Here is a 23,846-nt window from a genome sequence, read left to right as displayed (position 1 = left end):
CGTCTGGATCAACGCGATTTGTCGACGTGGCGCACGGCGCGAAAGTAGTGGAACGCCGCCCATAAGAGGAGCAAGCTCATAGCGAGCATCGCGTAGCGCAGACCTCTCGACGAGGCATCCGCACAGGCATGCGCGAGCGGCGAGTTCGCCACCGCCCCGAACGCACCATGAGCGCCATGCGGGATCCGGCAAACCTTCGAATAATCACCGTCCGTGAAGAGATGTGTGGCAATGCGATCGCTAAGGAATCCAATGAAAGTCGGACCTCCGCCCTGACCGATGAAGTTCATCATCAGAAACACGAACGCCGATGTCGTGGCGCGCATGCGCGGCGCGACGAGACCGTGGATCGCAGCGAATGTCGGGCCGTTCCAGGAACTCAGCAGGATCGTGGCGAGAAACAGCAGCCCCGCCGCGATATGCCAGTCGGACTGCATGAACGCGAGGGAGACTGGGACGAGCCCAAGCAGCGTGCCCCAGGCCGGCACCCAGGCGTACCAGCGCTTGTCGCTGGCTCCGGCCCTGTCGGCAATCCATCCGCCGAGGGTCGTGCCGATCGCGCCCCCAACGCCAATTGTGAGACCAAACGTCATGCCGGCCTGCGCTGCATTCAGGCCGAATTCACGCGTCAGATACGCCGGAATGAACAGGTTGATGCCATACTGGGCAAACGCACCGATTACCGTTCCCAGCAGCAGTTGCACGAACAACGGGCTACGCAAGAGGATCGCAGCGATGGTGCCCAACGAGGCATTGCGCTGCGCATCGACGGTGGAAATTCGGTCCATGGCACCGCGTTCGGGTTCGCGCAGGCTGAGGTACGCAATGATGGCGAGGATCAGGCCCGGCACGCCGACGACCCAGAAGGCCGGACGCCAGCCGAAATGCTGTGCAATCATGCCGCCGCCGATCGCGCCGCCGATCGCGCCAAGGGGAGGACCGAGGGCATAGATTGCCATGGCGGTGGCGCGGCGTCCCTCGGGGAACTCGTCCGAGATCAGCGAATGCGCCGTGGGCGTGCTACCAGCTTCACCGATACCGACACCAAGCCGGTACAGCAGCAACTGCGCGAAATTGCCCGCCATGCCGCACAGCACGGTCATCACCGACCATGCCGCAATCGACAGGGATATCAGCGTAACCCGGCTCATCCGGTCGGCGAGCCGGGCCATCGGGATGCCCAGCGTCGCGTAGAACAGCGAGAAAGCGAGGCCGCCCAGGACTCCAATCTGCAGGTCACTCAGGTTCATGTCGACCTTGATCGACTGCCCTACCACAGCGATGAAAATGCGATCGATGAAACTCGATGCGTAGATAAGGCTCAACATCAACAAGAGCCATGCACGATACCTCGATCCGCTCTTGACCCCAACAGCGGGCAGTGCTTTTCCGACGTTTTCCATGAACGCGTCGCCTCCAGGCGTCAATGGCGGGCATACAAACAAGCCAGCCTGAGCTACCTCATTTGCCAGATAGGATACCTAAAAAAATGCGCCGGATTCCAGGCTCTCATTCCCTTCACCGGCGCGCCGCGAAAACGTTAGAAGAGGTGGCGGATACCGACCTGCACAGCCAGCTGGTTGGCCGTGGTCGAAGCGTTGTTGCCGAACAGCGAGCCGCCCGGGCCCGGCACCGAGTACGGGGTCGAGACAAGGAAGTTGTCCGCGAACTTCTGGCCCGCGAAGGCGTGCTGCAAGACACCGAACACATAGACGTCGGTGCGCTTCGAGAGCCGATAGTCCACGCCCGCCGTGTAGAGGTCGTACTTGCCGAGCTTGTGCTGGTCCACGTACGTGAAGCCGCCGCCCAGCGTCAGCGCCGGTCCGAACCGGTAGCTCGTCCCCAGTTCGTAGGCGCTCACGGTCACTACGCCGCGCGGGCTTTGCGAAGCATTGGTGTAGGTGTATACGCCGTTGATCGACCACGCATCGGTCAGGCTATACATGCCGCCCGCCGCGATCGTATAGATCGATTGCGCATTGAGCGCGACCTGCGCCATCGTGCCCACGCCGCGCGCCGCGTTGCCGCCCTGCGTCTTCGTGTACGTGAGCGACCCCGAGTAAGGCGCGTTGAACGTGCCGGTCGGGCTGAACTTCACGCCCGCGCTGATCACGCGCGGGTTGCCCGTCGGCGTGCCCGCGAAGGCGCCTGGAATGTTGCTGAAGCCGTACATCACGCCCGCCGTGACGCCGTGCCAGGTCGGCGTTTCGTAGCGCACCATGTTGCTCACCGGCTCGCCCGCGAGACGATCGATGTCGTACGCCCCGTGGAACGCGTAGGACGGAGCGAACTGGGAGACGTTGGTGTAGTAAGAGACGTAGTCGTAGATGAAATCGTAATCGTAGCCGGCGATCAGCGTACCGAACGTCGTGCTCTGCAGCCCCACGAAAGCGCGGCGCCCGAAGAGCGCGCCGCCGTGGCTCGCGGTGCCCGTGTTCAGCGAAAAGCCGTTCTCCAGGGTGAAGATCGTCTTCAGGCCGCCGCCGAGATCCTCGACGCCGCGCAGGCCCCAGCGCGATGCCTGGTTGATGCCGTCATCGAGCTTGACTAGCGAGTGGCCGCCCGCGTTGTTCACATAGGTGAGGCCATCGCTGACGATCCCGTACAGCGTCACACTGCTTTGCGCGTGCGCGCCTCCCGCGATTGCGGCCGCTATCGCGCCCGCCAATACCTTCTTCTTCACTTGACGATCTCCGTGTGTACAGGCGTTGGCGCCCGTTTTTTATTGCCGGTCTATTTCCGTCGGCTGCCGACGGCTTTGAACTACTTGCTGCGAGAAAGATGACGTGAGGCGAGGAAGTAATGCGCGGCCGACCACAGCAGCACCACGCTCACGGCCAGCATGGCGTAGCGAATGCCGTAGGCCGAGGCGTCGTGGCACGCCGCCGCGAACGGCCCCTGCACCGCCGCTGCTGCGCCATGCGGACCGTGCGGGCCGCCCGCCGCGCAAACCAGCTTGAACTGGCCCTGCGTGAAGAAGCGCGAGGCAAGCCGGTCGCTCAGGAATCCTACGGTTGTGGGGCCGAGGCCCTGGCCCACGAGATTCATGAGCAGAAACACGCAGGCGGATGCCGTGGCGCGCATGCGCGGTTCGACGATGCCGTGCACGACGGCGAAGGTCGGGCCGTTCCACATGCTCAGCATGACGGTGGCGGTGAAGATCAGTGTCACGGCGGCGGGCCATTCCCCCAGAGTGAAGGCGAACGCGACGAGCGGGAAGCCGATCGCCGTGCCGAGCGCCGGCACCCAGGCATACCAGCGGCGGTTTCCCGCGCCCAACGAGTCGGCGAGCAGGCCGCCGAGCATGTTGCCCACAATGCCGCCCACGCCGATCACGAGGCCGAAGAGCAGGCCGGCCTGCGCGAAGCTGAGGCCATAGACGCGGTTGAGGTAGATCGGCATGAACAGGTTGATGCCGTACTGCGCGAATCCTCCGACGACGGTACCGAGCAGCATCTGCACGAACGCGCGGCTGCTGAACAGGACCTTGAGCACCTCGCTCAGCGGCGGTACCGCAGCCGCGGCGTGCATGCCACCCTCCTCCGCCCCGCCGCGCTTCGGTTCGCGCAGCGTGACCCAGGCGAGCAGGCCGAAGATGAGCCCCGGCAGGCCGACCACGAAGAACACCGGGCGCCAGCCCATGTGCTGGACCATCACGCCACCGCCGAGCGCACCGGCGAGCACGCCGATGGGCGGACCGAGCGCATAGATGGAGAGTGCGCTCGCGCGGCGGCGCGGGCCGAACTGATCGGAAATCAGCGAGTGCGCGGTAGGCGTGCTGCCCGCTTCGCCAATGCCGACGCCAAGGCGGTACAGAAGCAACTGCCAATAGGCGCCGGCCGTGCCGCACAGCGCCGTCATGATCGACCACGCGCCAATCGAAAGCGCGATCAGCGCGACGCGATTGAACCGCTCCGCTATGCGCGCGATCGGCAGGCCGAGCAGCGAATAGAAGATGGAGAACGCAAGCCCGTTGAGCAGACCCAGCTGCAGATCGCTCAGGTTCAGATCGATCTTCATCGCCTGACCCACGACGGCGATGATGATGCGGTCGACGAAACTCGATGCGTAGATCAAAACGAGAAGCAGCAGGAACCAGCTGCGATACCAGCCGGCTTCAGACCTGGCTCCCACGTTCTGGGCGGTCAGTTCCTTCATTTGTGGTGTCTCCGAGGTGAGCTTCAGGTAGCAGGTCGCTCGCCGCTTGTATGCCACAAAGCGTCTGTGGGATTTTTTATGGATTCTCTAGCATAACTTTTGGGCGCGCAAGAATAACTCGCGCCAAAGTCATCATCGTTTTCACTTAGGGGAACTCGTCTAATCAATGTGCCCGCTGGACACGGGACGAGTCGCGTCGGGCGCGAATGCCCGCGGGCCAATGCGATTGCGGCGGCGGGGCCGTCGAAGTGGCCGTCGACGGGACCGGCCACGCAAGCAGATGGGATGACTAGATGCAGGATACATCGATTCGTTGCTCACGCAACGAATTTGCCTTGCCCGAACCGCGAAAGCGTCGTGGCATATCGAGGGCCGGGCTCTGCCTTTATTCGATTGAAAGGCGCGCCCAAGCCTTGTGAAAGAGGAGAAACAGCGCGGCCCGCCCCAGGACCGCGCCCAACCCGGCTCACATGGCCGGGTCGATGGGAGGAGACGGCGGCGCGCCGCGCGCCTCGATAGCCTCGCCTGCCAGCAGGCACAGGTCCTCGCGGAAGTGCCCCGCCACGATCTGCACGCCCACCCGCACGTCCCTCAACCATGCCCGTAGGCGACGAGCCAAATGGCTTCGTCGCAGATCGGCCACCATCAGTAGAGGACGTTCTTCGCTTCCTGGGAGTCGAGGTTCGGTTTGTCGACCATGACTACACCGGTATCGACCAGCTTCGCGACGGGTTTGTGTTCGATGACGCCGATCACCGTCTGGACTCCCTTGTTTCCCATCTGCCACGACCCCTGAGCAGCCTCACGCAACAAGCAACGCTCAATGCAGAAGTCACGGGGCATGACGCGGCGGCGCAGGCCGCCGCGCTCAGCCGCGTACTGGGGAGCTCTCCGACCGCATCGCAGCGTCGATCAACGGACGCTGAGCCCGCACATGCGCATGCCTTCACCGCAACTGATCCCACGCATCGCCGACCCGGTGCTCGTGATCCACCATTTCATGGCTTGCGATTAACCGCAAGCGAACAAAGCGCTTTTCCATGTCGCCACTCTCTCAGTATTCCTCCATAATCGGAAACGAGACTCGAAAGGATGCTTGAAATGACGGATTCTTTTTAGCACGTTGCAGAACAGTGGTACGCTGCGGCTTTCATGCTATCGTTTATGAGCCGCAGACGGCGCGCCACGACAACGGCGCTTCCGTCAACTGGCGTCAAGGCATGATCGCCGACGTACGCAGGGGGAATTCGAATTGCAATCCCGGCGGTAATCGGCATATTCCATTACTTGTCGGCCGGTTTGTCTCTGAAATCGCAGGATATAGACCGTACCGGAGCAATGGAAATGAATGGAGACCCAAAGTGCACGACAAGATCGGGCTTTCGCCCAGTCCGGGTTTCGGATTAAAACATATTCAACAGACAACAATATTCCGTCATGGTTTCGAAACCCATTGAATCACTGAACGTCGTTTCCGTAGGCAGCAAGATTCGCGGACTGCGCCAGAGACAGGGCCGTACGCTCGATGACATCGCCAGCGCTGCGCAGCTCTCAAAGCCGTTTCTCTCGCAGGTTGAACGCGATCGCGCCACCCCCTCGATCACCTCGCTCGTGAGCATCGCGAAGGCGCTGGGCGTGCCGGTAAGCTATTTCGTCGATGCACCCACCGAAGCGGGCTGCGTGTGCCGTGGGCAGGATCTGAAATTTTTCGGCTTTGCCAATTCTGCCGACCTTTACGCACGCCTGACCAACCCGTCCGGCGGTCGCCAGCTCGAAGCCATTCTCGTGCGCATGCCGCCCGGCGAGCGCTCCAGCGAAGTCACCACGCACGCGGGTGAAGAATTCCTGCATGTGCTCTCCGGTGAAATGACCCTCACGCTGGAAGGACAGACATTCGTGGTCCGCGCGGGCGACAGCGCGCACTACGAATCGACAGTGCCACACGCCTGGAGCAATACGTCTGATCAGGAAACCGTACTGCTCTGGGTGGGCACGCCGCGTCTGTTCTGATTTCCGCCCACCCGCGCATTGGACCATCCGCCTGCTGCGCGGCGGCCAGTCAGCCATAGGCGCATGGGGAGGTCAGGGCGCCTCGGTTTCGGCCTCTTTCGTCTGCTGCGCTGTGTGCTCGCTTCGGCGCGGCGGTACCCGATGCACAGGTTTCGCCGCCACGCGCGATACCACCACGTAGTAGAGCACCGGTGTGAACACGATTCCAAGCAGCGTCGCCGCAATCACGCCGCCCAGGACTCCCGTACCGATGGCGTGCCGGCCTTGCGCGCCGCCGCCCTGCGAGAACGCGAGCGGCAGCACGCCGAGCACGAACGCCGCAGAAGTCATCACGATAGGCCGCAGCCGTTCGACGCTCGCGCCCACAACCGCGGCGCGCAACGGCAACCCGCCCGTGCGGCGCACGCTCGCGGCCTGCACGATCAGGATGGCGTTCTTCGCCGCAAGGCCGATTACGGTCACCATTCCGACCTTGAAGTAAATGTCGTTGGGCAGCCCGCGCACAAGCATCGCGCTCACTGCGCCGAGCGCACCGAGCGGAACGACCAGCAGCACGGAAAGCGGCGTGATCCAGCTCTCGTAGAGCGCCGCCAGCACCATGAACACCGCTAGCAGCGAGAGGCCGATGAGGAGCGGAGTCTGGCGAGCCGCCTGGACTTCTTCGAATGCGGCGTCGGTCCATTCGCCATACACGCCTTCGGGCAGAGCGAGCGCGAGCCGCGCCATTTCGGCCATCGCTTCGCCCGAGCTATGGCCCGGCGCCGCGCGCCCCGTCACGTCGAGCGACGGATAACCGTTGTAGCGGCTCAGCATCACGGGGCCGAGCGTCCAGTGCGTCGCCGCAATCGACGACATTGTCACGGTTGCGCCGAACGTGTTCTGCACAGGGAGGTCGAGCAACTGGCTGTCGTTCATGCGCGTGGGTGCGTCGGCTGCGACGATCACGCGGCGCATGCGCCCGCCCGCCGGAAAGTCGTCGACGTAGCTGGAGCCGAAGGTGCTGCCCAGCACGTCGGAGATGCGGTCGAACGATACGCCATACGCGTAGGCCTTGTCGCGGTCGACGTCGAGTTCCACGCGCGGCGCATCGGGCAGGTCCTCCGAGTGGATCTGCGCCACCACACGGCTGTTGCCGGCCGCCTCGATCAGTTGGTCGCGCGCGGCCTTCAACCCGCCCATGCCGATGCCGCCGCGATCCTCCAGCCGGTACGTAAAGCCCTCGGAGTGGCCGATGCCCGGCACCGCCGAAGGCAACATGGCCTGCACGTCGCCTTCGAGGAGGGTGCCGAATTGCGCGTTGAGCGCGTCGCGCACAGCCTGCGCGTCTATCTCGTCCTTGCCGCGCTGACCCCACGGCTTGAGTTCGACGAACGCCATCGCCACGTTCTGCCCGCTGCCTGCGAAGCTCCAGCCCACCACGCTCGTTACGTTGCCTACGGCCTGCTGCTTGCCGAGGATCGATTCCACGCGCTTTACCACGTCGAGCGTGCGGGCCTGCGTGGCGCCCGCGGGTAACTGAATCATCACCTGCAACTGCCCTTCGTCCTCGCTCGGCAGGAAACCCTGCGGCAGCCTCCAGTACAGCAGCGCCCCTAGCGCGCAGAGCAAGGCGTAGATCGCGAGCACGCGCGGGCCGCGCCGCAGCAGCGCAGCCACGAGCGCACGATAGCCGCGGGAGGCTCGTTCCGCTTGTGCCGTCAAACAGCGTTGGGGATACGGCACTCGCTTTGGCATCCTTAGCAAACTCGCGCAAAGGGCCGGCGTGAGCGTGAGCGCCATGAACGACGAACACAGCATCGACGCGATCATCGCCACCGCGAACTGCCGGTAGATGCCGCCCACGTTGCCGCTAAAGAACAGCATCGGCACGAACACGGCGGTGAGCACCGCCGTCACGCCGACGATCGCCCCGCCAATATGCTTCATCGCGGCGAACGTGGCCTCGCGCGGTGCGAGCGCACGCTCGTGCATCACGCGGTGCACGCTCTCCACCACGACGATGGCATCGTCCACCAGTATGCCGATTGCGAGCACCAGCCCGAACATGGTGAACACGTTGATCGACATCCCGGCCCAATACAGCGCCACGAATGCACCCATGAGCGTAACTGGGATCACCACCGTGGGCACGAGCGTGGAGCGCAGGTCGCGCAGGAACAGCCACATCACCGCAAAAACCAGCACCACGGCTTCGATGAGCGTGATCACTACTTCGTGGATCGCGACGCGCACGAAGTAAGCACTATCGAACGGAATCTCGATCGCCACGCCCGGCGGCAAACGCTTCGACACATCGGCCAGGCGCGCGCGGATCGCATGCGAGGTCTCCAGCGCGTTGCCGCGGGGCCCGAGATGGATACCCACGGTTGCGGCGGGTTTGCCGTTCAGCCGCGAGTAGAACGAGTAGTCGGCGCGGCCGAGTTCCACGCGCGCGATGTCGCGCAGGCGCACGAGCGAGCCATCCGTCTTCGCCTTCAGCACGATCTGTCCGAACTCGTCGGGCGTTTCGAGTTGTCCCTTCACGCTTACCGACTCGGTGATTTGCTGCCCATTCACGAACGGTGCGTTGCCGAGCGTGCCCGCCGTCACCGGCGAGTTCTGCGCGGCAATGGCCGCGTTGACCTCGGCGGCCGTGAGTCCGTATTCGCGCAGCTTCACCGGATCGAGCCAGATGCGCATGGCCTCGTCGGCGTCCCAGAGCTCCGCCGCGCCGACGCCCGGCGCGCGCTTGAGGTCGCGCAGGATGAAGCGGTTCAGGTAGTCGCTCAACTGCGCTGAATCGCGCGTGCCGTCGGTGGACGTGAGCGCGACGAGCATCAGGAACGTATTCGACGACTTCTCCACGTCGATGCCCTGCTGCACCACCTGCTGAGGCAGGCGCGCCTCGACCTGCTTCAGCCGGTTCTGCACGTCCACGAGGGCGATGTCGGGATTGGTGTCCGGCGTGAAGGTCACGTCGATTTCCAGGTCTCCCAGTGCATCGCTGGTTGTTTCGTAGTACTGCAGTCCCTCGGCGCCATCGAGGCTCTCCTCGATCACGCTCGCGACGTTGTTTGCCACCTCCTCCGCCGATGCGCCCGGATACTCGGCGCTGATGACGATGCGCGGCGGCGAGAGCTGCGGATACTGCGCGACCGGCAGCATGGGAATCGCGAGCACACCTGCCACCGTGACCGCGAGCGCGATGACCCATGCGAAGACCGGCCTGTCGATGAAGAAGAAGGGCACGCGCGGGTAGATTCGGTTACGAGGTCAAGGGGGAAGCGAACGATGGTGCTTCGGCGTAGCGCGCCATGTGAAGCGTATCGGCAAGCACGCCGTCGCGCATCGCGGCGCCGCGCGAGCGGCCCTCTACGACGAAGCCGGACTTGCGATAGAGCGCGATTGCGGCCTCGTTGTCTGCGAACACTTCGAGTTCGAGCCTGCGCAGGCCCAGCGACTGGTCGGCGCAGGCGATGATCGCCACCATCAGCGCGCTGCCTACGCCGCGGCGCTGCCAGGCATCGTGCACGCCGAAACCCACCGAAGCGCAGTGTGAGCGGCGCGGCTTCGCAACTTCGAGATGCGATTGCCCGACCACGCGTCCGTCGATTTCGGCACAAATCGTGATGCAGCCGGCTGGCCGGCTCTCATACCACGCACGCAGAGATTCGGGAGTGCGCCAGCCGCTCAATAGCGTGCCGTGGCGCACACCTGGCTGATTCATCAAGTCGGCGATCGCGTCGAAATCGGCGGGCTCACAGGTACGCACGCGAATCGCACCGGGTGATGGGAACGCGGGCGATGGTGTCGGGACATGCATGGGCATTACTCCGGGGCGAGAGGCAGCGGATCGTGCAGGCGCGCCATCAAGAAGAAGTCGGCGAGCACTCCGTCGCGCAATACGGCGCCGCGCAAACGTGCCTCGATTTCGAAGCCGCATTTTCGGTAGAGCGCTAACGCGGCCGCATTGTCGGTATAAGCGTGAAGTTCGAGCCGCCGCAGGCCGAGCCAGTTATCGGCGAAGTCCAGGATCTGCCCCATGAGGAACGTTCCGACGCCACGGCGCTGCCAGTCGTCGTGGACGCTGATGCCGATCTCGCCGACGTGCGCGCGGCGCAGCTTCTGCGGATGCAGTCCAGCCTCGCCCACGATGGTCTCGCCCACCCACGCGCCAATGATGACAGCTGGCGATACCACGCTCGCGATCCACTCGCGCGCGTGTGCGACTGAATCATACGGTGCGTCCGCATTGCCCCGCACGATTGACGGACTGTGCCGCAGCGCATGCAACGCTTCGGCATCGCCGGGGCGTAACGCGCGCACGACGATCCCCTCGGGTAAGCTCGACTGCATTCTTGTTTCCTTCGTGTTCGAGTCGTCAACAGGCACGCTACAGCGTCAGTTCAAACGACTTCACCAGCACCCCGGGGAGCTGCATGCCGCCCGTCGCGCGTTGGCCCCAGGTGTCTTCGGACAAGCGCAGTTCGGGCTGCGCACCGAGACGTTCGAGGCGCTCGCCCAGCAGGCCGTACAGACTGTCGTCGAAACGCATGGCATCTACCGGTGCAACGACACGCCCCTCCTCCACCCAGAACGTCGCAAAACGCGTCATGCCGGTCAGGCGGCAGCTCATGCGGTCCGAGAAGTTCACGTACCACAGGTTGCCCACGTAGAGCCCCGTGCCCAGCGCCGCGAGTACGTCCGCATCGGCGAGGTCGCCGCCCGGCATCGAAAGCGACGACGGCGCCTCGCTCGCCAGCGCACCGTTGGGTACGAGGCCATACTCTCGCGCCGTCCGTGCGTTCGCCAATTGCGCGACGCTCCTCCCCTCACGTACGAGCGGCACGCTTTCGCGCAAATAGCCGTCGTCGTTGAAGGCAGGAGTAATACCGAGGCCGAGGTCTTCAGTGATCGAGACGCGTGCGTCGAGTGAAAGCTCGCCGCCATGCAGCCGGTAAAGCGGGCTCTGCGATGTCGCCTGCGCGCGCGCCGAAAAGCCGCCCCACGCGGTAACGCCCAGCAGTTCTTCGAGCGCCGCCGGCGCGAGCCAGGCACGGTACCGGCCCGGCCCGAGCGCTCGCGGTGCGAGCGCCAGCACGGACAAGCGTGCCGCCGCCTCCTGCACCTTGCTGGCGAACTTCGCGTCGTCCCAGTTCTCGCCCGCATAAGTCGTTTTGACGGCGCGGCCGCCCGGATGATAGAGAGACCAGCTGAAGCAGAAGTTCTCGACTTCGTGCCAGCCACGGCTGCCGCAACTGGAGGCGAAACCGCGCGCGAGCATGCCGCCCGCATAGAAGCCCACGAAATCGAGGCCTCGCGCGCATTCAGCCACCACATGGATGAGCGCATGCGGATCGCGCAGCCGTCCCGTGCGCCGCGTCGAACGCTGCCACGCTGTCGTGTCGTAGAGCAGATGCGGATCATCAGGGGCGTCGCGCAGGCCCGAGCGAAGGGTCTGCAACGTGGCACCCACATCGCGCAGATCCTGATCGGCGTTGCCGCAGATGTCGAGCGTGGAATACGCCTGGCGAGCGCCATCGATCAGCCGGAGCGTGAGCCTGCCCTGCGAGACGAGGCCCATCTGCCGGACTTTGCCGCGGTTGAAACGAATAAAATCCGATTGCTCTCCGGCAAAGGAAGTGAGCGCCGTTTCACCAGCCAGCAACAACCCGTCGATCGCATCGGCGAGCATCATGAAATGCGAGTGCCAATCCACCGCCACACGCTCGCTTGCAAAGAGTGTGTCGTTCATCAGGCGCCTCCGAATACGTCTACGTTCCTGAAGACGCACGCGGGTGACGCGTGCCCCACACGAATCACCTGCGCGGGCTCTCCCTTGCCGCAATACGGCGTGCCGTAGACCTCGTGGGTGCTCGCGTCGCCTACGGCAACGAGACTGCGCCAGAAGCTCGCCGAGATCCCGCGATAATTAGGATGCTTGACGACCTGCGTGAGCTTGCCGTTCTCGATGAGCCGGCCGTATTCGCAACCGAACTGGAACTTGTTGCGATGGTCGTCGATCGACCATGACGTATTCGAAGTCATCAGAATGCCGTTTTCGATGTTTGCGATCATCTCGGCGAGTGTCTCTGCGCCGGGCTCGATGTTCAGGTTCGCCATGCGGTCGATAGGCGGGCGATTCCAGTTGGCCGCGCGCGAGTTCGAGACCCCTGGCAGCCCGGCACGCTGCTGCGAGAGCGCGCCGCCGAGCGGCCGCTCCAGCACGCCGTTTCGGATCAGGTATTGTTTGCTGGCCGAACTTCCTTCGTCGTCGAAGGCATAGCTAGCGGCTTCTTCGTGCAGCTCCGGGTCGAACGTCACGTTCAGCAACGGGGAACCGTACTGATAGCTGCCGAACATCTCCGGCTTCACGAAGCTCCAGCCAGCGAAGTTGCGCTCATCGCCGAGAATCCGGTCCAGTTCGAGTGGATGACCGATCGATTCGTGAATCTGCAGCATCATCTGGTCCGGCATCAGCAGCAGGTCGCGCGTGCCCGAGGGGCAATTCGGCGCCGCGACCAGTTGCAGCGCCTCGTCGGCCACACGGGCGCCCGCGCCACTGAAGCCGTGCCGTGCGAGTATCTCGATGCCTCCCTGCCCGAGCGCGCCGTGGTCGCCGGCCAGCGTTCGCACCTGGGTGTCGCCGTTGGCATGCGCGGCCACGCTCAGTCCTGGCATGAGGTAGCGAAAGCGCTGCTCGATACGCACGCCGTCGCTCGTGAGATAGAGCTGATCCGCGTGCGCAACGTGCATGCTCGCCACGCGCTCGACGATGCGCGCGTCGAGGTTCGCCGACGCGCATTCGTGCGCGAGCTGGCCGAGCCACTCGCGGCGGGTGGGAAGCGGCGCGTCGACGTTCGGCGAAGCGTAGCTGCCGCTCGCCACGGGCCGCGCAAGGCGGCGATGATCGATCAACGAAACTTGCGCACAGGCGAACGCCCGCGCCGTGGCGATGTCGAGCGCACGCTGGAGCCCCTCTGCACTGAGGTCGGCCGTCGCCGCATAGCCGGCGCCCGCACCGGCCCAGGCCGTCAGCATGGCGCCGCGCTCGCGCAGCGCACGCAGCGGCTGCGCGATGTCGTTGCGCACCACGTGGTCCTCGATGACTTCGTCCACCATGCGCATCGACCAGAAATCGGCGCTGCTCTTCAGCGTGCGCGCGCCCTGCACCCAACGCTCTTCGATCATGTGAACTTCTCCTGTAGCGCCGCCGGCTCGTCCAGCATCGACGAAGCCAGCAGCGATTGCGTGTAAGGATGAGACGGCGCGTGCAGCACGTCGAGCGTGTCACCCTGCTCGACGATACGGCCCGCTTTCATCACGATCACGCGATGCGCCATTGCGCGCATGACGGCCAGATCATGCGTGATGAACAAATAACTCAGCTTGTACTTCTTCTGCAAGTTCGTCAGCAGCGCGAGCACCTGTTTTTGAATCGAGACGTCGAGCGCGCTGGTCGGCTCGTCGAGCACGATCAGCTCCGGCTCGACCGCCAATGCACGCGCAATGGCGATACGCTGGCGCTGGCCGCCCGAAAATTCGTGGGGGTAGCGCTGCATCGAATCGGCGGGCAGTCCCACTTCCTCGAGCAGTGATGCAATACGCATGCGCCGAGCCGCGCCGTCGATCTCCGGCCTGTGCACGGCCAGCCCCTCCCCGACGATCTGTTCGATCGTCATGCGCGGAGAAAGCGAGCCGAACGGATCCTGAAATACCACCTGCATACGCGAGTACAGCGCGCGGCGCGCGCTCGTCTTGCGTTGCTCCGAAAGCGCGATGCCGTCGATGCGGATCTCGCCCGCCGCCGCGCCCTTCAGCCCGAGCACGGTGGCCGCGAGCGTCGATTTTCCGGAGCCCGACTCGCCGACGATGCCGAGGGTTTCGCCGCGCCGCAGACACAGATCCGCTTCGTGCAAGGCACGGAACGTCGAGTTGCCGAACAGCGAGCGCCAGCCCTTCGCGGCGGTACGGTAGTCCACGGCAAGGCGTTTCACTTCGAGAATGGGCGGCGCATCCACCGCGACCGGAGCCACCTCGCGACGCGGTTCGCTATCGAGCAGGCGCTGCGTGTAGGGATGCTGTGGGCTCGAAAAGAGCTCTGCGCTCGTGTTCGTCTCGACGAGGACGCCCTTTTCCATTACCGCGACGCGCTGCGCAAAGCGCCGCACGAGGTTCAGGTCATGCGTGATGAGCAATATGGCCATGCCACGCGCTGGCGCCTCCTGCTCCTGCAGGTCGATCAGCAGATCGACGATCTGCTGGCGGACGGTCACGTCCAGCGCAGTCGTGGGCTCGTCGGCGAGCAAGAGGCGTGGGCGGCACGCGAGCGCCATCGCGATCATCGCACGCTGGCGCTGTCCGCCGGACAGCTGATGCGGAAAGCTGTCGATGCGGCGCTCCGGTTCGGGAATGCCGGTCCGCCGCAGCAACTCGATACCGCGCTCACGCGCCGCGCCGGCGCTGAGCCCCTCGTGCAGACGCAGGCTTTCGGCAATTTGGTTGCCGATCGTGTACAGCGGATTCAGGGCGGTCATCGGCTCCTGAAAGACCATGGCGATATCGGCTCCACGAATGCCGCGCATCTCCTGCTCGGTTTTCTGCAGCAGATCCTCGCCGTCGAACAGCATGCGCCCAGTGAAACTTGCATGCTCGACGAGGCCGAGGATCGACAGCGCCGTCACGCTCTTGCCCGAGCCTGATTCGCCGACTAGCGCCACGCGTTCGCCGCGTGCAATCGAGAGATCCAGTTCGCGCACTGCCTGTTTCTCGCCGAAGCGTACGCTGAACCGCTCGATTTCCAGCAAAGGACGATTCATTATTTACCTCCGCCGAACGCCGAGCCACGCCTGCGCGTGTCGAGTGCGTTACGCAGAGCATCGCCCATGAACGTGAGCAGCAGCAGCGTAATGACGAGCGCCGCGAAAGCCGAGAGCGAGATCCACCATGCCTCGAGATTGTTCTTGCCCTCTTGCAGCAGTTCCCCAAGGCTTGGCGTGGGTGCCGGCACACCGAGCCCGAGGAAGTCCAGACTCGTGAGCGAGAGAATGGCCGCACTCATGCGAAAAGGCAGGAACGTGATGACCGGCGTAAGACTGTTGGGCAGCACGTGGCGCCACATGATCTGCCAGTTCGAGAGGCCCATCGTGCGCGCCGCCTTCACGTAGTCGAGCGAACGGTTGCGCAGGAACTCCGCGCGCACGTAGTCGGAAAGTACAAGCCATCCAAACATTGAAAGCAGGATAAAAAGCAGCCAAAGCGTAGGCTCGAAGATCGAGGCGAAGATGATGAGCAGGTAGAGATCGGGCATCGAACTCCAGATTTCGATGAGCCGCTGCCCAATGAGATCGGTGCGTCCTCCATAGAAACCCTGCACCGCGCCCGTCAACACGCCCAACGCGACGCCCGACACGGTCAGCGCCAGGGCCATCAGCACCGAAAGCCGGAAACCGTAAAGCAACCGCGAAAGCACGTCGCGGCCGAACTGATCGGTACCGAGCCAGTTCGTGGCAGAGGGCGCGGACGGATACGGTCGCGCCGCGAAGTAGTCGATCGTGTCGTAATGAAAATGATTGGGCGGATAGATCGCAAAATTGCCGTTCGATTCCAGACGTTGCCGGATATACGGGTCGAGATAGTTGGTCCTCGCCGGGAAGTCACCACCGAAGATCGTCTCCGGATAATCCTTCACGATCGGGAAATAGTATTGACCGTCGTAACGCACGACGAGCGGCCGGTCATTGGCAAGCACCTCGCCGAGCATGCTGATCGCAAACAGCGAGACGAAGATGACAAGGCTCCAATAGCCGAGCGGCTGCGCGCGAAAGCGATGCCACGTGCGGCGCCAGGGCGAGACCGACGGCGCGTGCGCAACGGCGGCGGTTTCAGCGGTCCAGGCGGTGGAACTGGATACGGGGGTCGACGAGGACATAGCAGACGTCAGCAATGAGTTTGGTTACGAGGCCAATCAGCGTGAACAGAAACAGCGAGCCCAGCACGACGGGGTAATCGCGGCGGATAACCGAGTCGTATGAAAGCTGCCCCATGCCGTCCAGTGAGAACAGCGTTTCGATGAGCAGGTTACCGTTCAGAAAGGCGCCAATGAACGCGGCGGGCAGGCCCGTGACGAGCGGAATGGCTGCGTTGCGCAAGACGTGTTTCCACAACACATCCCGCTCGGGCGCGCCTTTGGCCCGCGCGGTCAACACGTACTGGCGGCCGATCTCTTCGAGGAAAGTGTTCTTCGTGAGGATCGTGACGATCGCGAAGTTGCCGACCACCGAGGCCGTCACCGGCAGGACGATGTGCCACAAGTAGTCGAGCACCTTACCCGCGAGGCTCAGGTCCGCGAAGTCATCGGACGTGAGGCCCCGCATGGGGAACACCTGCCAGAACGAGCCGCCACCGAACAGCATCAGCAGAAGCACGCCGAGCACGAAGCCCGGCACCGCGTAGCCGGAGAGCACGAGTATGCTCGTCACCGTGTCGAATCGCGACCCGTTGCGCACCGCCTTGGCGATGCCGAGCGGCACGGATATCACGTAAGTTAGCAGCACTGTCCACAAGCCGAGCGTGGTGGAAACCGGCAGCTTCGAGCGGATTACGTTCCAGACGCTGTCGTGCTGGTAGTACGACTGCCCAAGATCGAACGTTGCGTAGTTCCTGAGCATGAGGAAATAGCGCGTGAGCGGCGGCTTGTCGAAGCCGAATTCCTTCTTGATCTGCTCGATCTGTTGCGGATCCACGCCCTGGCTGCCGTGATAGCCGCCGCCTCCTGCGCCGGTCTCGCCGCCGCGCGTCGCATTACCATGGCGCAGTTGCGCCATGATCTGCTCCACTGGGCCGCCGGGCACGAACTGCGTGACGACGAACGTGAGCGTGACGACGCCGATCAGCGTCGGCACCATCAGCAATAGACGTCGAAAAATGTAGGCGAACATGGTGATCCTCAGTGGACAGCCGCTTGCGCGGTCCGGGCGACCTGTGCGTTTTGCGGCTTGCGATACCAGTAGTCGATGATCCAGTCCTGGGCCCCGAACGATACGGGCACGACTGACGGATAACCGAGCGACGTCTTGTATGCGATGCGTGCGTTAGGTGGGTAGTACTCCGTCACGAGGTAGTACTCGTTCAGCAGCACACGATCGAGAGCACGCGTTGCCGCTTCGAGATCGTCGAGCGTGTTCGCGGCCTGCACCGCCTTCACGAGCGCGTCGACGGCCGGCGAGCGCACGCCCGGATAGTTTTCCGAGCCCACCTGCGAGGCAGCCGCGCTGCCAAAGCGGCGTTCAAGCTCCGCGCCGGGAATCGTCACCGGGCTGTAGAGCCAGGTGGTCATGTCGTAGTCGAAGTTGTCCAGGCGCTTCTGGTACAGCGCACTGTCGATTTCACGCAGATGCGCATTGATGCCCAGTGTCGCGAGGGCCTGCGTATAAGGGAGGATCACGCGGTCCATGCCCGGCTGGTCGTCGAGGATCTCGATGTTCATGGGCTCGCCAGCGGCATTGCGCAGCGCGCCGTCACGATAATGCCAACTAGCCTGCGCAAGCAGATCGCGCGCCTCGCGCAGATTGCCGCGCAGCGAATCGGGCGGCAGCGTCGTGGGCTGCCTGATCATCGGCCCGAACACTTCCGGCGGCAGGCTCGCACGCCACGGTTCGAGCAGCTTCAACTCCTTCTCGCCCGGCACGCCGGTCGCGCCGAAGGGACTTGCTTCGAAATAGCTGTGCAGGCGCAGGTACTGACCGTAGAACATCATGCGGTTCATCCAGTCGTAATCGAATGCGAGGGAAAGCGCGTGGCGCACGCGCACGTCCTGGAACATCGGCTTGCGCAGATTGAAGAGCATGCCCTGCATCTGTGCCGGTCCGTCCGGGAAATTGGTCTGTTTGAGCATGCCGTTACGGAAGTTCTTGCCCACATACTTGCGCGCCCATTGGGTCGCGCTGTCTTCCACGTGCACGTCCGCATCGCCGGCCTTGAACGCCTCGAGTTGTGTGTACAGGTCGAGGTAGAGCTTGAACGTGATGCGCTCGAAGTGGTACATGCCGCGGCGCGTGGGCAGATTGACCGCCCAGTACGCGGGATTGCGCCGATACGCAATCTGCTTGTCGTTCTTGCGTTCGGCGATCAGATACGCGCCGCTCGCTATGGGCGGCTCGTTCGAGAGCTGGTCGAACGGAACGCGCGTGCCGTCGGGTTTCATCCCCCACTTCGGCGAGAAGATGGGCAGGTCGCCTGCAATGAGCGGCGCGTCACGCTCCGCGCGACGGAACTCGAAACGGATTGTCGAGGCGTTCACCACGATCACGTTCTTGATCACCGAAAACTGCGCATTGAAGAGCGGCGAAGCCTGAGGGCTCGTGAGCGTATCGAACGAATATTTGACGTCGGCGGCCGTTATCGGATCGCCGTTCGAGAAGCGCGCAGCCGGGTTGATATGGAACGTCGCCGAAGCCAGGTCGGCCGCGACGTCAACGCGATCGGCGATCAGCGGATATTCGGACGCCAGCTCGTCCCAGCTGCGCTGCATTAGCGTGTCGAACATCAGATTCTGGATGTCCGGCGCGGGTGCGCCTCGCACGAGGAAAGGATTCAGCGAATCGTAACTTTGGAACTCATTGTAGTTTTCGAAACTCAGGACACCGTTCGAGGGCGCATCGGGGTCCGCGTAGTCGAAATGGGTGAAGCCGGCGGGATACTTCGGCTGGTCGTACTGCGCGAGCGCCGTAGCCGCTCGTGCCGGCCCCCCGGCAAGCGCACCCACTGCCATGACCAGTGCGCAAGCCGCACCTGACCAATGCGGCGACAATCGTGACAAGCTCAACTTCTTCAATCTCATCGTCTGTCTGCATGAGGACTTACACCGGCGCGTGGCCGATGCACGGTTCGTCTGTCCGACGTGGCAGGGGTTTGCCGCCGTCGCTCGCCACTACAGGAAATATTCGAGGCAGGCGGCCTTGGCCGCCTGCCTCATCAACTACCCACTACGTTGCACCGATCGCTCAGAACTTGTACGTCGCTCCGATCTGCGCGAAACGGCCGATATAGTTGTACAGCGACGTGTCGTAGCCGGTCTGGTCGAGCGCGCTGCTGGCAAAGATCGGATCGAACGGAGGCGTGCGGTTGAAGATGTTGTTGATGCCGCCGTAGATCGTCCAGTGCTTGATGCCCGTGTAGGTGACCATCAGGTTGAACTGGCTATACGAACCCACCTTGTCGGCGACCGGCGTGGGCGCGGCCACCGAAAGCGTCTGCGCGTACGGGCCCGTGAACATCCACGTAAGCGCCGCATTCCAGCCGTGATAGGCCCAGTCGAGCGTCGTATTGCCCTTCCAGCGCGGGAAGCTGCCGCCGAACGGCTGCGTGATCGTGAAGTTGTTGCCCGCACCGTTGATGGGACCCGTGGACTGCCCGAGCGTGAAGTCCTTCACGTACGCCCAGTCGGCCGTCAGCGTGAACGTGCCCACCTTCGTCGGCAACGCCTGGCGGAAGGTGCCTTCGAAGCCGTTTGTGTCGAGGTAGCCGAGGTTCTCGTACGGGAACACTTCATAAACCACCTGGCCCTGCGCATTCGTCACGACCTGCGACGGCGAAGCCGCCTCGCCGATGACGTGATCGACACGGATCTTGTACCAGTCGAAGCCGAAATCGGTCGTGCGCGTCGGCGAAGTCTGGAAGCCGAGGTTGATGTTGCGCGTGCGTTCAGGCTGCAGGTTCGGATTGCCCTCGGTGATCGTGGTGACCGTGCCGGTGGCCGACTGCTGGATACCGAGCGTCTGCGAAGTGCTGTTCTCGACGAATGTCGGCGCGCGGAAGCCGCGGTTATAGGAGCCGTACATCGTCAGCTCCTTCACGGGCTGATAGCGCAGGGCGAAGCGCGGCGAGAACGCACCCCCGAAGTCGCTGTAGTGGTCGTAGCGGCCCGACTGACTGAACGTCAGGTTGTGGATGATGGGCACGTCGATCTGGTAGTACACCGCCGCGACGTTGCGCTGGCCGTTGACGGTCTGCAGCATCGGGTTCGCCACGAGGCCCTGGGAAAACTCCGCACCCGGGTTAATGACTTCGCTCTGGTGCAGGAACTGGGCGCCGAAGCCGACACCGATATCGCCCGTTGGCAGATGGTACAGATTCGGCGTGGCGAGCGTTGCGTCAACCGTATCGAGCTTCGAGATGCCCTGGTTGTTCGCATCCATGTACAGGCCGTTCAGGCCGTTCGGCGTCGACGACGGATTGGCGAAGTTGAATGTGCCGTTCTGGTAGATGTTATTGAGCGTCGCAGCGTTGAGCTGGTTCGTGTAGGTATTCGAAACGTTGCTCTGCGAGTGGCTATAAGCAGTCGACCAGTCCCAGTCCCCATACTTCGGCACCGTGAACGAACCGCGAATGCCCGTGGACGCACGCCAGAAGTTCGCGTACGTCTCTTCTGCCACGGTACGCGGGAACGAATAGGTGAGCGGCGTGTCCACGCCATACGGGTTGTACGGGTTGCTTGCGGGAACGACGTTGTTGAACGGCGTCAGACCGACGCCCGGAGTATAGGTGAGCGTCGGGGTTTGCGGGCTGCCGACGATGTTGTTCCAGAGACCGTCGTTCGTGGTCGTCTGGGTGTAGCTTTCCCACAGATCGGCAAAGGCGGTGGTCGTGTCGTCGACCTTGAAGTCGGCGTGGACCTTTGCGCTCGCGCGAGTCGTCTCCGGCGCGATCGACATGCCGTTGGCGGTGTTGAACGCGCACACCGTGCCGCCCAGCCCAGCAGCCGCGCCCAGGAAATTGCTGCCGGCAGGATGGACGGAGCCGCCGTATGGGCACCCGCTCAACGCCTGTGCGGTGTTGGGCCCCGTTTGCCAATAGGACGGCGCGAGCAGCGAGAGGCCGCCCGGCTTGTTCGTGAAGTCCTGCGCCGCTGTGGAATCGCGGTCGGCCAGCGTCGAGCCCGCCGAGTGATAGACGCTCGCCGATGCGGTGACGTTGAAGCGGTCCGCATTGAGGTCGCCGAAGCCCGCCAGCACGCCGAACTTCGTCGTGCCGTTGCCGCCACCGTCGCTCACCGAACTGCCGTAGCTGCCGTCGAGTTGAAGGCCGCGGAAATCGTGCTTCGTGATGATGTTGACCACGCCCGCAATGGCGTCCGAGCCGTACTGCGACACAGCGCCGGTTTTCACGATCTCGATGCGATCGATCGCGTTGAGCGGGATGGTATTGAGGTCGAAGAAACTGTCGGTGCTGTTCGAATAGAAGGCGAACGGCGCAACGCGCTGGCCGTCGACGAGCACGAGGGTGTACTTCTCGCTCAAGCCGCGCAGCGCGATACCCGCCGCGCCGGCTGCGAAGTTGCCCGCCTGGCCTTCGCTCCAGCTATTGGCCGAGTTGGCCGAAACCGAGCGCAGATAGTCGGACACGGTCGTCGCGCCGCTATTCTGAATGTCCTTCGTGGTGATCGTTTGCACCTGCTGGAAGCCCGTCTTGTCCGATTGCCGGATCAGCGAACCGGTCACTTCGAACTTCTTCAGCTGCTTGACGGTGGCTTTGTCACCAGTCGTGGCGGCTGCGCCGCCCGTGCTGTCCGCACCCGTCTGCGCGCTCGCGCCCGACTGCTGCGCGGACGCTGGCGCGGTTGCATTATCCGCCGCGATCGCCGCGCCGCCGTTGGTCACGGGCTGGCTCTGCGCGAACGCCGGTACCGCAAACGCCGCTGAAAACGCCAATTCCGCCCAGATTATTCTTCGAATGGCAACAGCCAATGCTCTTTGTTTCACAGTTTCCCCTTCTCTCTCGTCGGTCACGTCTACTTCGTTATGCGAAGCAAGGTCTCGTGAACCCCCGCATTAGATTTGACGACGCTGTCGCATCGCGCCACTTTTTTTACCTGGATTCGCCCTCCCCAGGGCTCTTCCATTTACAGCCGACCACTTGCCCCCACAACTTCATGCTGCTTCACTTCCGTTACATCCACCCCTGTCGAGCCAGGCCGCGCCACTTTTTAATACGCATACCTAAGCACCCGTCGAGCTTGTAGGCGTTTTCGAGATTCACTTACGCGCTCACGGCTTCGACGCCACCACCACCCAGAGCTGCGCCAGATCAGCGCTGCCATCGTTGCCCTGTACCGCCTTGAAAGTCTGCACGGCTCGCGCTTTCTGCCCCGAGGCAAGATAAGCCTCACCTAGGCGCAGTCGCGCTAAATCCTGGTGATCAAGGCCGCCCTTCGCTATGAGCGATTCCATGGTCGCGAGACCTTGCTTCGCCTGCCCCGCATACACCTGATTGAACGCCGCATCGAACGGCGCGACGGGATTGGCCGGGTCGGGCGCGGTACTGGCGCGCTTCGCGGCCAGTGCCTGCAGGCGACGTTCGCGCTCGGCCCCGGCATCGTGGCCGAGCACGCCGGAGGCGAAACCCTGATCGATGACCTGCTTGCCTTCGGCCGTGGAGCCCGCAACGATCGCCAGTTGCGTCATCTCCATGTAGTCGTCGGCGCTCGCGAGCGAATCCGTTGCGCGACGCAGGCGATACGTGTCCAGATCGAGTGCGCCGAGATAGCCGGGCTTGCTGCGAATCGCGTGCAGCAGGTCATCCCAGTACGACTGCTTCGGGTGATAAGCCACGAGCTTTTCGAGCGCACCGCGATAAGCTTCCTGGTCGTTCGCATGCTGAGCGCAGGTGCCGAGCAGTTGCAGCTGCGCCTCGTCCGGCGCATGGCCGCTGCGTACCTGGGCTTCGACGCTCGCATTGAGCAGGCGCGTCGCGCTGGCGTAGTCGCCCGAGAGATAGTACGACTCGATCAGCAGCGTGGCCATCTGCGGGTCGCCGCCGCCCGCCTTCTGGTAGCGCTGCCCGACCTTGATCGCCTGGGCATAGTTCTTCTGCTGGAAGTAGATGCCCGCGAGCGCTGCCGCGGTGCGCTGCGCGTCCTCCCCCTTGAGCTGTCCGTTCGCGAGCAGCGATTCGTACGCCTGCGCAGCCACGCCGTTCTGGCCCGCCGCCATCGCCGCGGCGCCGCGCATCTCTTCGACCATGTACGTTTCGTACGGCGACTTGTTCGGAACAGCCGCAGCCTGCGCAATCTTGTTGAGCGCGTCCTCGTAGTGGTGCGCGCGGTACAGGGACTGCGCGTCGTTCAGCGGCTTCGCCACATCGGGACGCAGCGTGTCAGCTGCCCGCGCCGCTGTCGGCACCATGCTGAGCGTCGACAAGCCGCTCACTGCGAGCGCGAGCGCTGCCTGCCTGAATCGATAAGGAATGTTCATGGCTTTCGAATGCCTCACTGCATGTACTGTTCGTTGCCGATCAAGCCGATCTTTGTCGCACCTTCTCGCTGCGCTGCCGCCATCACTTCCGCCACGTCCTTGTACGGCGCCAGCCGGTTCGGACGCAGGTGAATCTCCGCCTGCTCCGGCTCCGCCGCGACCTGGGCAAACTTACGCTCCAGCGTCGCCTGGTCGGGCACCGGGGTGCCGTTCCAGGTCAGGGTCCCGTCGAAATCGATGTCGATCTGCACCACCTCCGGCTGCACGGCCGGCGGCGGATTGCCCACTGGCAGGTTCATCTTCACCGCGTGCATCTGGATCGGAATGGTGATGATCAGCATGATCAGCAACACCAGCATCACGTCGATCAGCGGCGTGGTGTTGATGTCCACCATCACTTCCGGTTCGCTGCTGCCGCCGCCCGACGATACGTTCATGCCCATAACC

General features: G+C 63.6%; 17 protein-coding genes and 1 pseudogene. 1 reads left to right on the top strand and 17 read right to left on the bottom strand.

Going from position 1 to position 23,846, the window contains the following annotated elements; genetic code table 11:
• Positions 1-8: 8 nt before the first annotated feature.
• The 5 genes and pseudogenes from AB4Y44_RS16415 to AB4Y44_RS16395 all read right to left on the bottom strand — a co-directional run.
• Complete coding sequence (locus tag AB4Y44_RS16415; RefSeq protein WP_368700203.1) at positions 9-1,403, bottom strand: spinster family MFS transporter; 1,395 nt, start codon at positions 1,401-1,403, stop codon at positions 9-11.
• 137 nt (positions 1,404-1,540) lie between these two features.
• A complete protein-coding gene (locus AB4Y44_RS16410) occupies positions 1,541-2,683 on the bottom strand; it encodes a porin (protein WP_368700202.1) in 1,143 nt (380 codons plus the stop codon).
• Between the two features lie 80 nt (positions 2,684-2,763).
• Complete coding sequence (locus tag AB4Y44_RS16405; protein ID WP_368700201.1) at positions 2,764-4,158, bottom strand: spinster family MFS transporter; 1,395 nt, start codon at positions 4,156-4,158, stop codon at positions 2,764-2,766.
• 466 nt (positions 4,159-4,624) lie between these two features.
• Positions 4,625-4,777: a hypothetical protein gene (locus tag AB4Y44_RS16400; protein ID WP_368700241.1), complete on the bottom strand. Its 153-nt coding sequence runs from the start codon at positions 4,775-4,777 to the stop codon at positions 4,625-4,627.
• 26 nt (positions 4,778-4,803) lie between these two features.
• Positions 4,804-4,959 (bottom strand): annotated as a pseudogene (locus tag AB4Y44_RS16395) (LacI family transcriptional regulator); the annotation flags it as partial.
• A gap of 636 nt (positions 4,960-5,595) precedes the next feature.
• Here AB4Y44_RS16395 and AB4Y44_RS16390 point away from each other — a divergent pair.
• On the top strand, positions 5,596-6,168 hold the full coding sequence (locus AB4Y44_RS16390; RefSeq protein WP_342920094.1) for a cupin domain-containing protein: 573 nt from the start codon (positions 5,596-5,598) through the stop codon (positions 6,166-6,168).
• Positions 6,169-6,240: 72 nt separating this feature from the next.
• Here AB4Y44_RS16390 and AB4Y44_RS16385 read toward each other — a convergent pair whose 3' ends face one another.
• From AB4Y44_RS16385 to AB4Y44_RS16330, 12 genes are all read right to left on the bottom strand, one after another.
• Entirely contained in the window at positions 6,241-9,396 is a 3,156-nt protein-coding gene (locus tag AB4Y44_RS16385; RefSeq protein ID WP_342920093.1) for a multidrug efflux RND transporter permease subunit, read from the bottom strand.
• Positions 9,397-9,412: 16 nt separating this feature from the next.
• Positions 9,413-9,970 (bottom strand): GNAT family N-acetyltransferase, encoded by a 558-nt coding sequence (locus AB4Y44_RS16380; protein WP_368700200.1) that lies wholly within the window; start codon positions 9,968-9,970, stop codon positions 9,413-9,415.
• 5 nt (positions 9,971-9,975) lie between these two features.
• Positions 9,976-10,503, bottom strand: a complete 528-nt coding sequence (locus AB4Y44_RS16375; protein ID WP_368700199.1) for a GNAT family N-acetyltransferase — start codon at positions 10,501-10,503, stop codon at positions 9,976-9,978.
• Between the two features lie 37 nt (positions 10,504-10,540).
• Entirely contained in the window at positions 10,541-11,902 is a 1,362-nt protein-coding gene (locus tag AB4Y44_RS16370) for a TldD/PmbA family protein (RefSeq protein ID WP_368700198.1), read from the bottom strand.
• Positions 11,902-13,338, bottom strand: a complete 1,437-nt coding sequence (locus AB4Y44_RS16365; protein WP_368700197.1) for a TldD/PmbA family protein — start codon at positions 13,336-13,338, stop codon at positions 11,902-11,904. Before AB4Y44_RS16365 ends, AB4Y44_RS16370 begins: the two co-directional genes overlap by 1 nt.
• Positions 13,335-14,966, bottom strand: a complete 1,632-nt coding sequence (locus AB4Y44_RS16360) for an ABC transporter ATP-binding protein (protein ID WP_368700196.1) — start codon at positions 14,964-14,966, stop codon at positions 13,335-13,337. Before AB4Y44_RS16360 ends, AB4Y44_RS16365 begins: the two co-directional genes overlap by 4 nt.
• Positions 14,966-16,078 carry an ABC transporter permease gene (locus tag AB4Y44_RS16355; RefSeq protein WP_368700195.1) on the bottom strand — a complete coding sequence of 371 codons (1,113 nt, stop codon included), beginning with the start codon at positions 16,076-16,078 and terminating at the stop codon, positions 14,966-14,968. Before AB4Y44_RS16355 ends, AB4Y44_RS16360 begins: the two co-directional genes overlap by 1 nt.
• Entirely contained in the window at positions 16,032-17,087 is a 1,056-nt protein-coding gene (locus AB4Y44_RS16350) for a microcin C ABC transporter permease YejB (protein WP_368700194.1), read from the bottom strand. The genes AB4Y44_RS16355 and AB4Y44_RS16350 overlap by 47 nt, the downstream gene beginning before the upstream one ends.
• Before the next feature lie 8 nt (positions 17,088-17,095).
• Complete coding sequence (locus AB4Y44_RS16345) at positions 17,096-18,919, bottom strand: extracellular solute-binding protein (RefSeq protein ID WP_368700193.1); 1,824 nt, start codon at positions 18,917-18,919, stop codon at positions 17,096-17,098.
• 232 nt (positions 18,920-19,151) lie between these two features.
• Complete coding sequence (locus tag AB4Y44_RS16340) at positions 19,152-21,908, bottom strand: TonB-dependent receptor plug domain-containing protein (RefSeq protein ID WP_368700192.1); 2,757 nt, start codon at positions 21,906-21,908, stop codon at positions 19,152-19,154.
• 285 nt (positions 21,909-22,193) lie between these two features.
• Positions 22,194-23,330 (bottom strand): tetratricopeptide repeat protein, encoded by a 1,137-nt coding sequence (locus AB4Y44_RS16335; protein ID WP_368700239.1) that lies wholly within the window; start codon positions 23,328-23,330, stop codon positions 22,194-22,196.
• 83 nt (positions 23,331-23,413) lie between these two features.
• On the bottom strand, positions 23,414-23,842 hold the full coding sequence (locus AB4Y44_RS16330) for an ExbD/TolR family protein (protein WP_368700191.1): 429 nt from the start codon (positions 23,840-23,842) through the stop codon (positions 23,414-23,416).
• Positions 23,843-23,846: the final 4 nt, after the last annotated feature.

This window comes from Paraburkholderia sp. BR10937 (assembly GCF_040965695.1).
Classification (GTDB): domain Bacteria; phylum Pseudomonadota; class Gammaproteobacteria; order Burkholderiales; family Burkholderiaceae; genus Paraburkholderia.
Note: the sequence above shows the minus strand (reverse complement) of the source record. Positions and strands in the feature narration are given on the sequence as shown.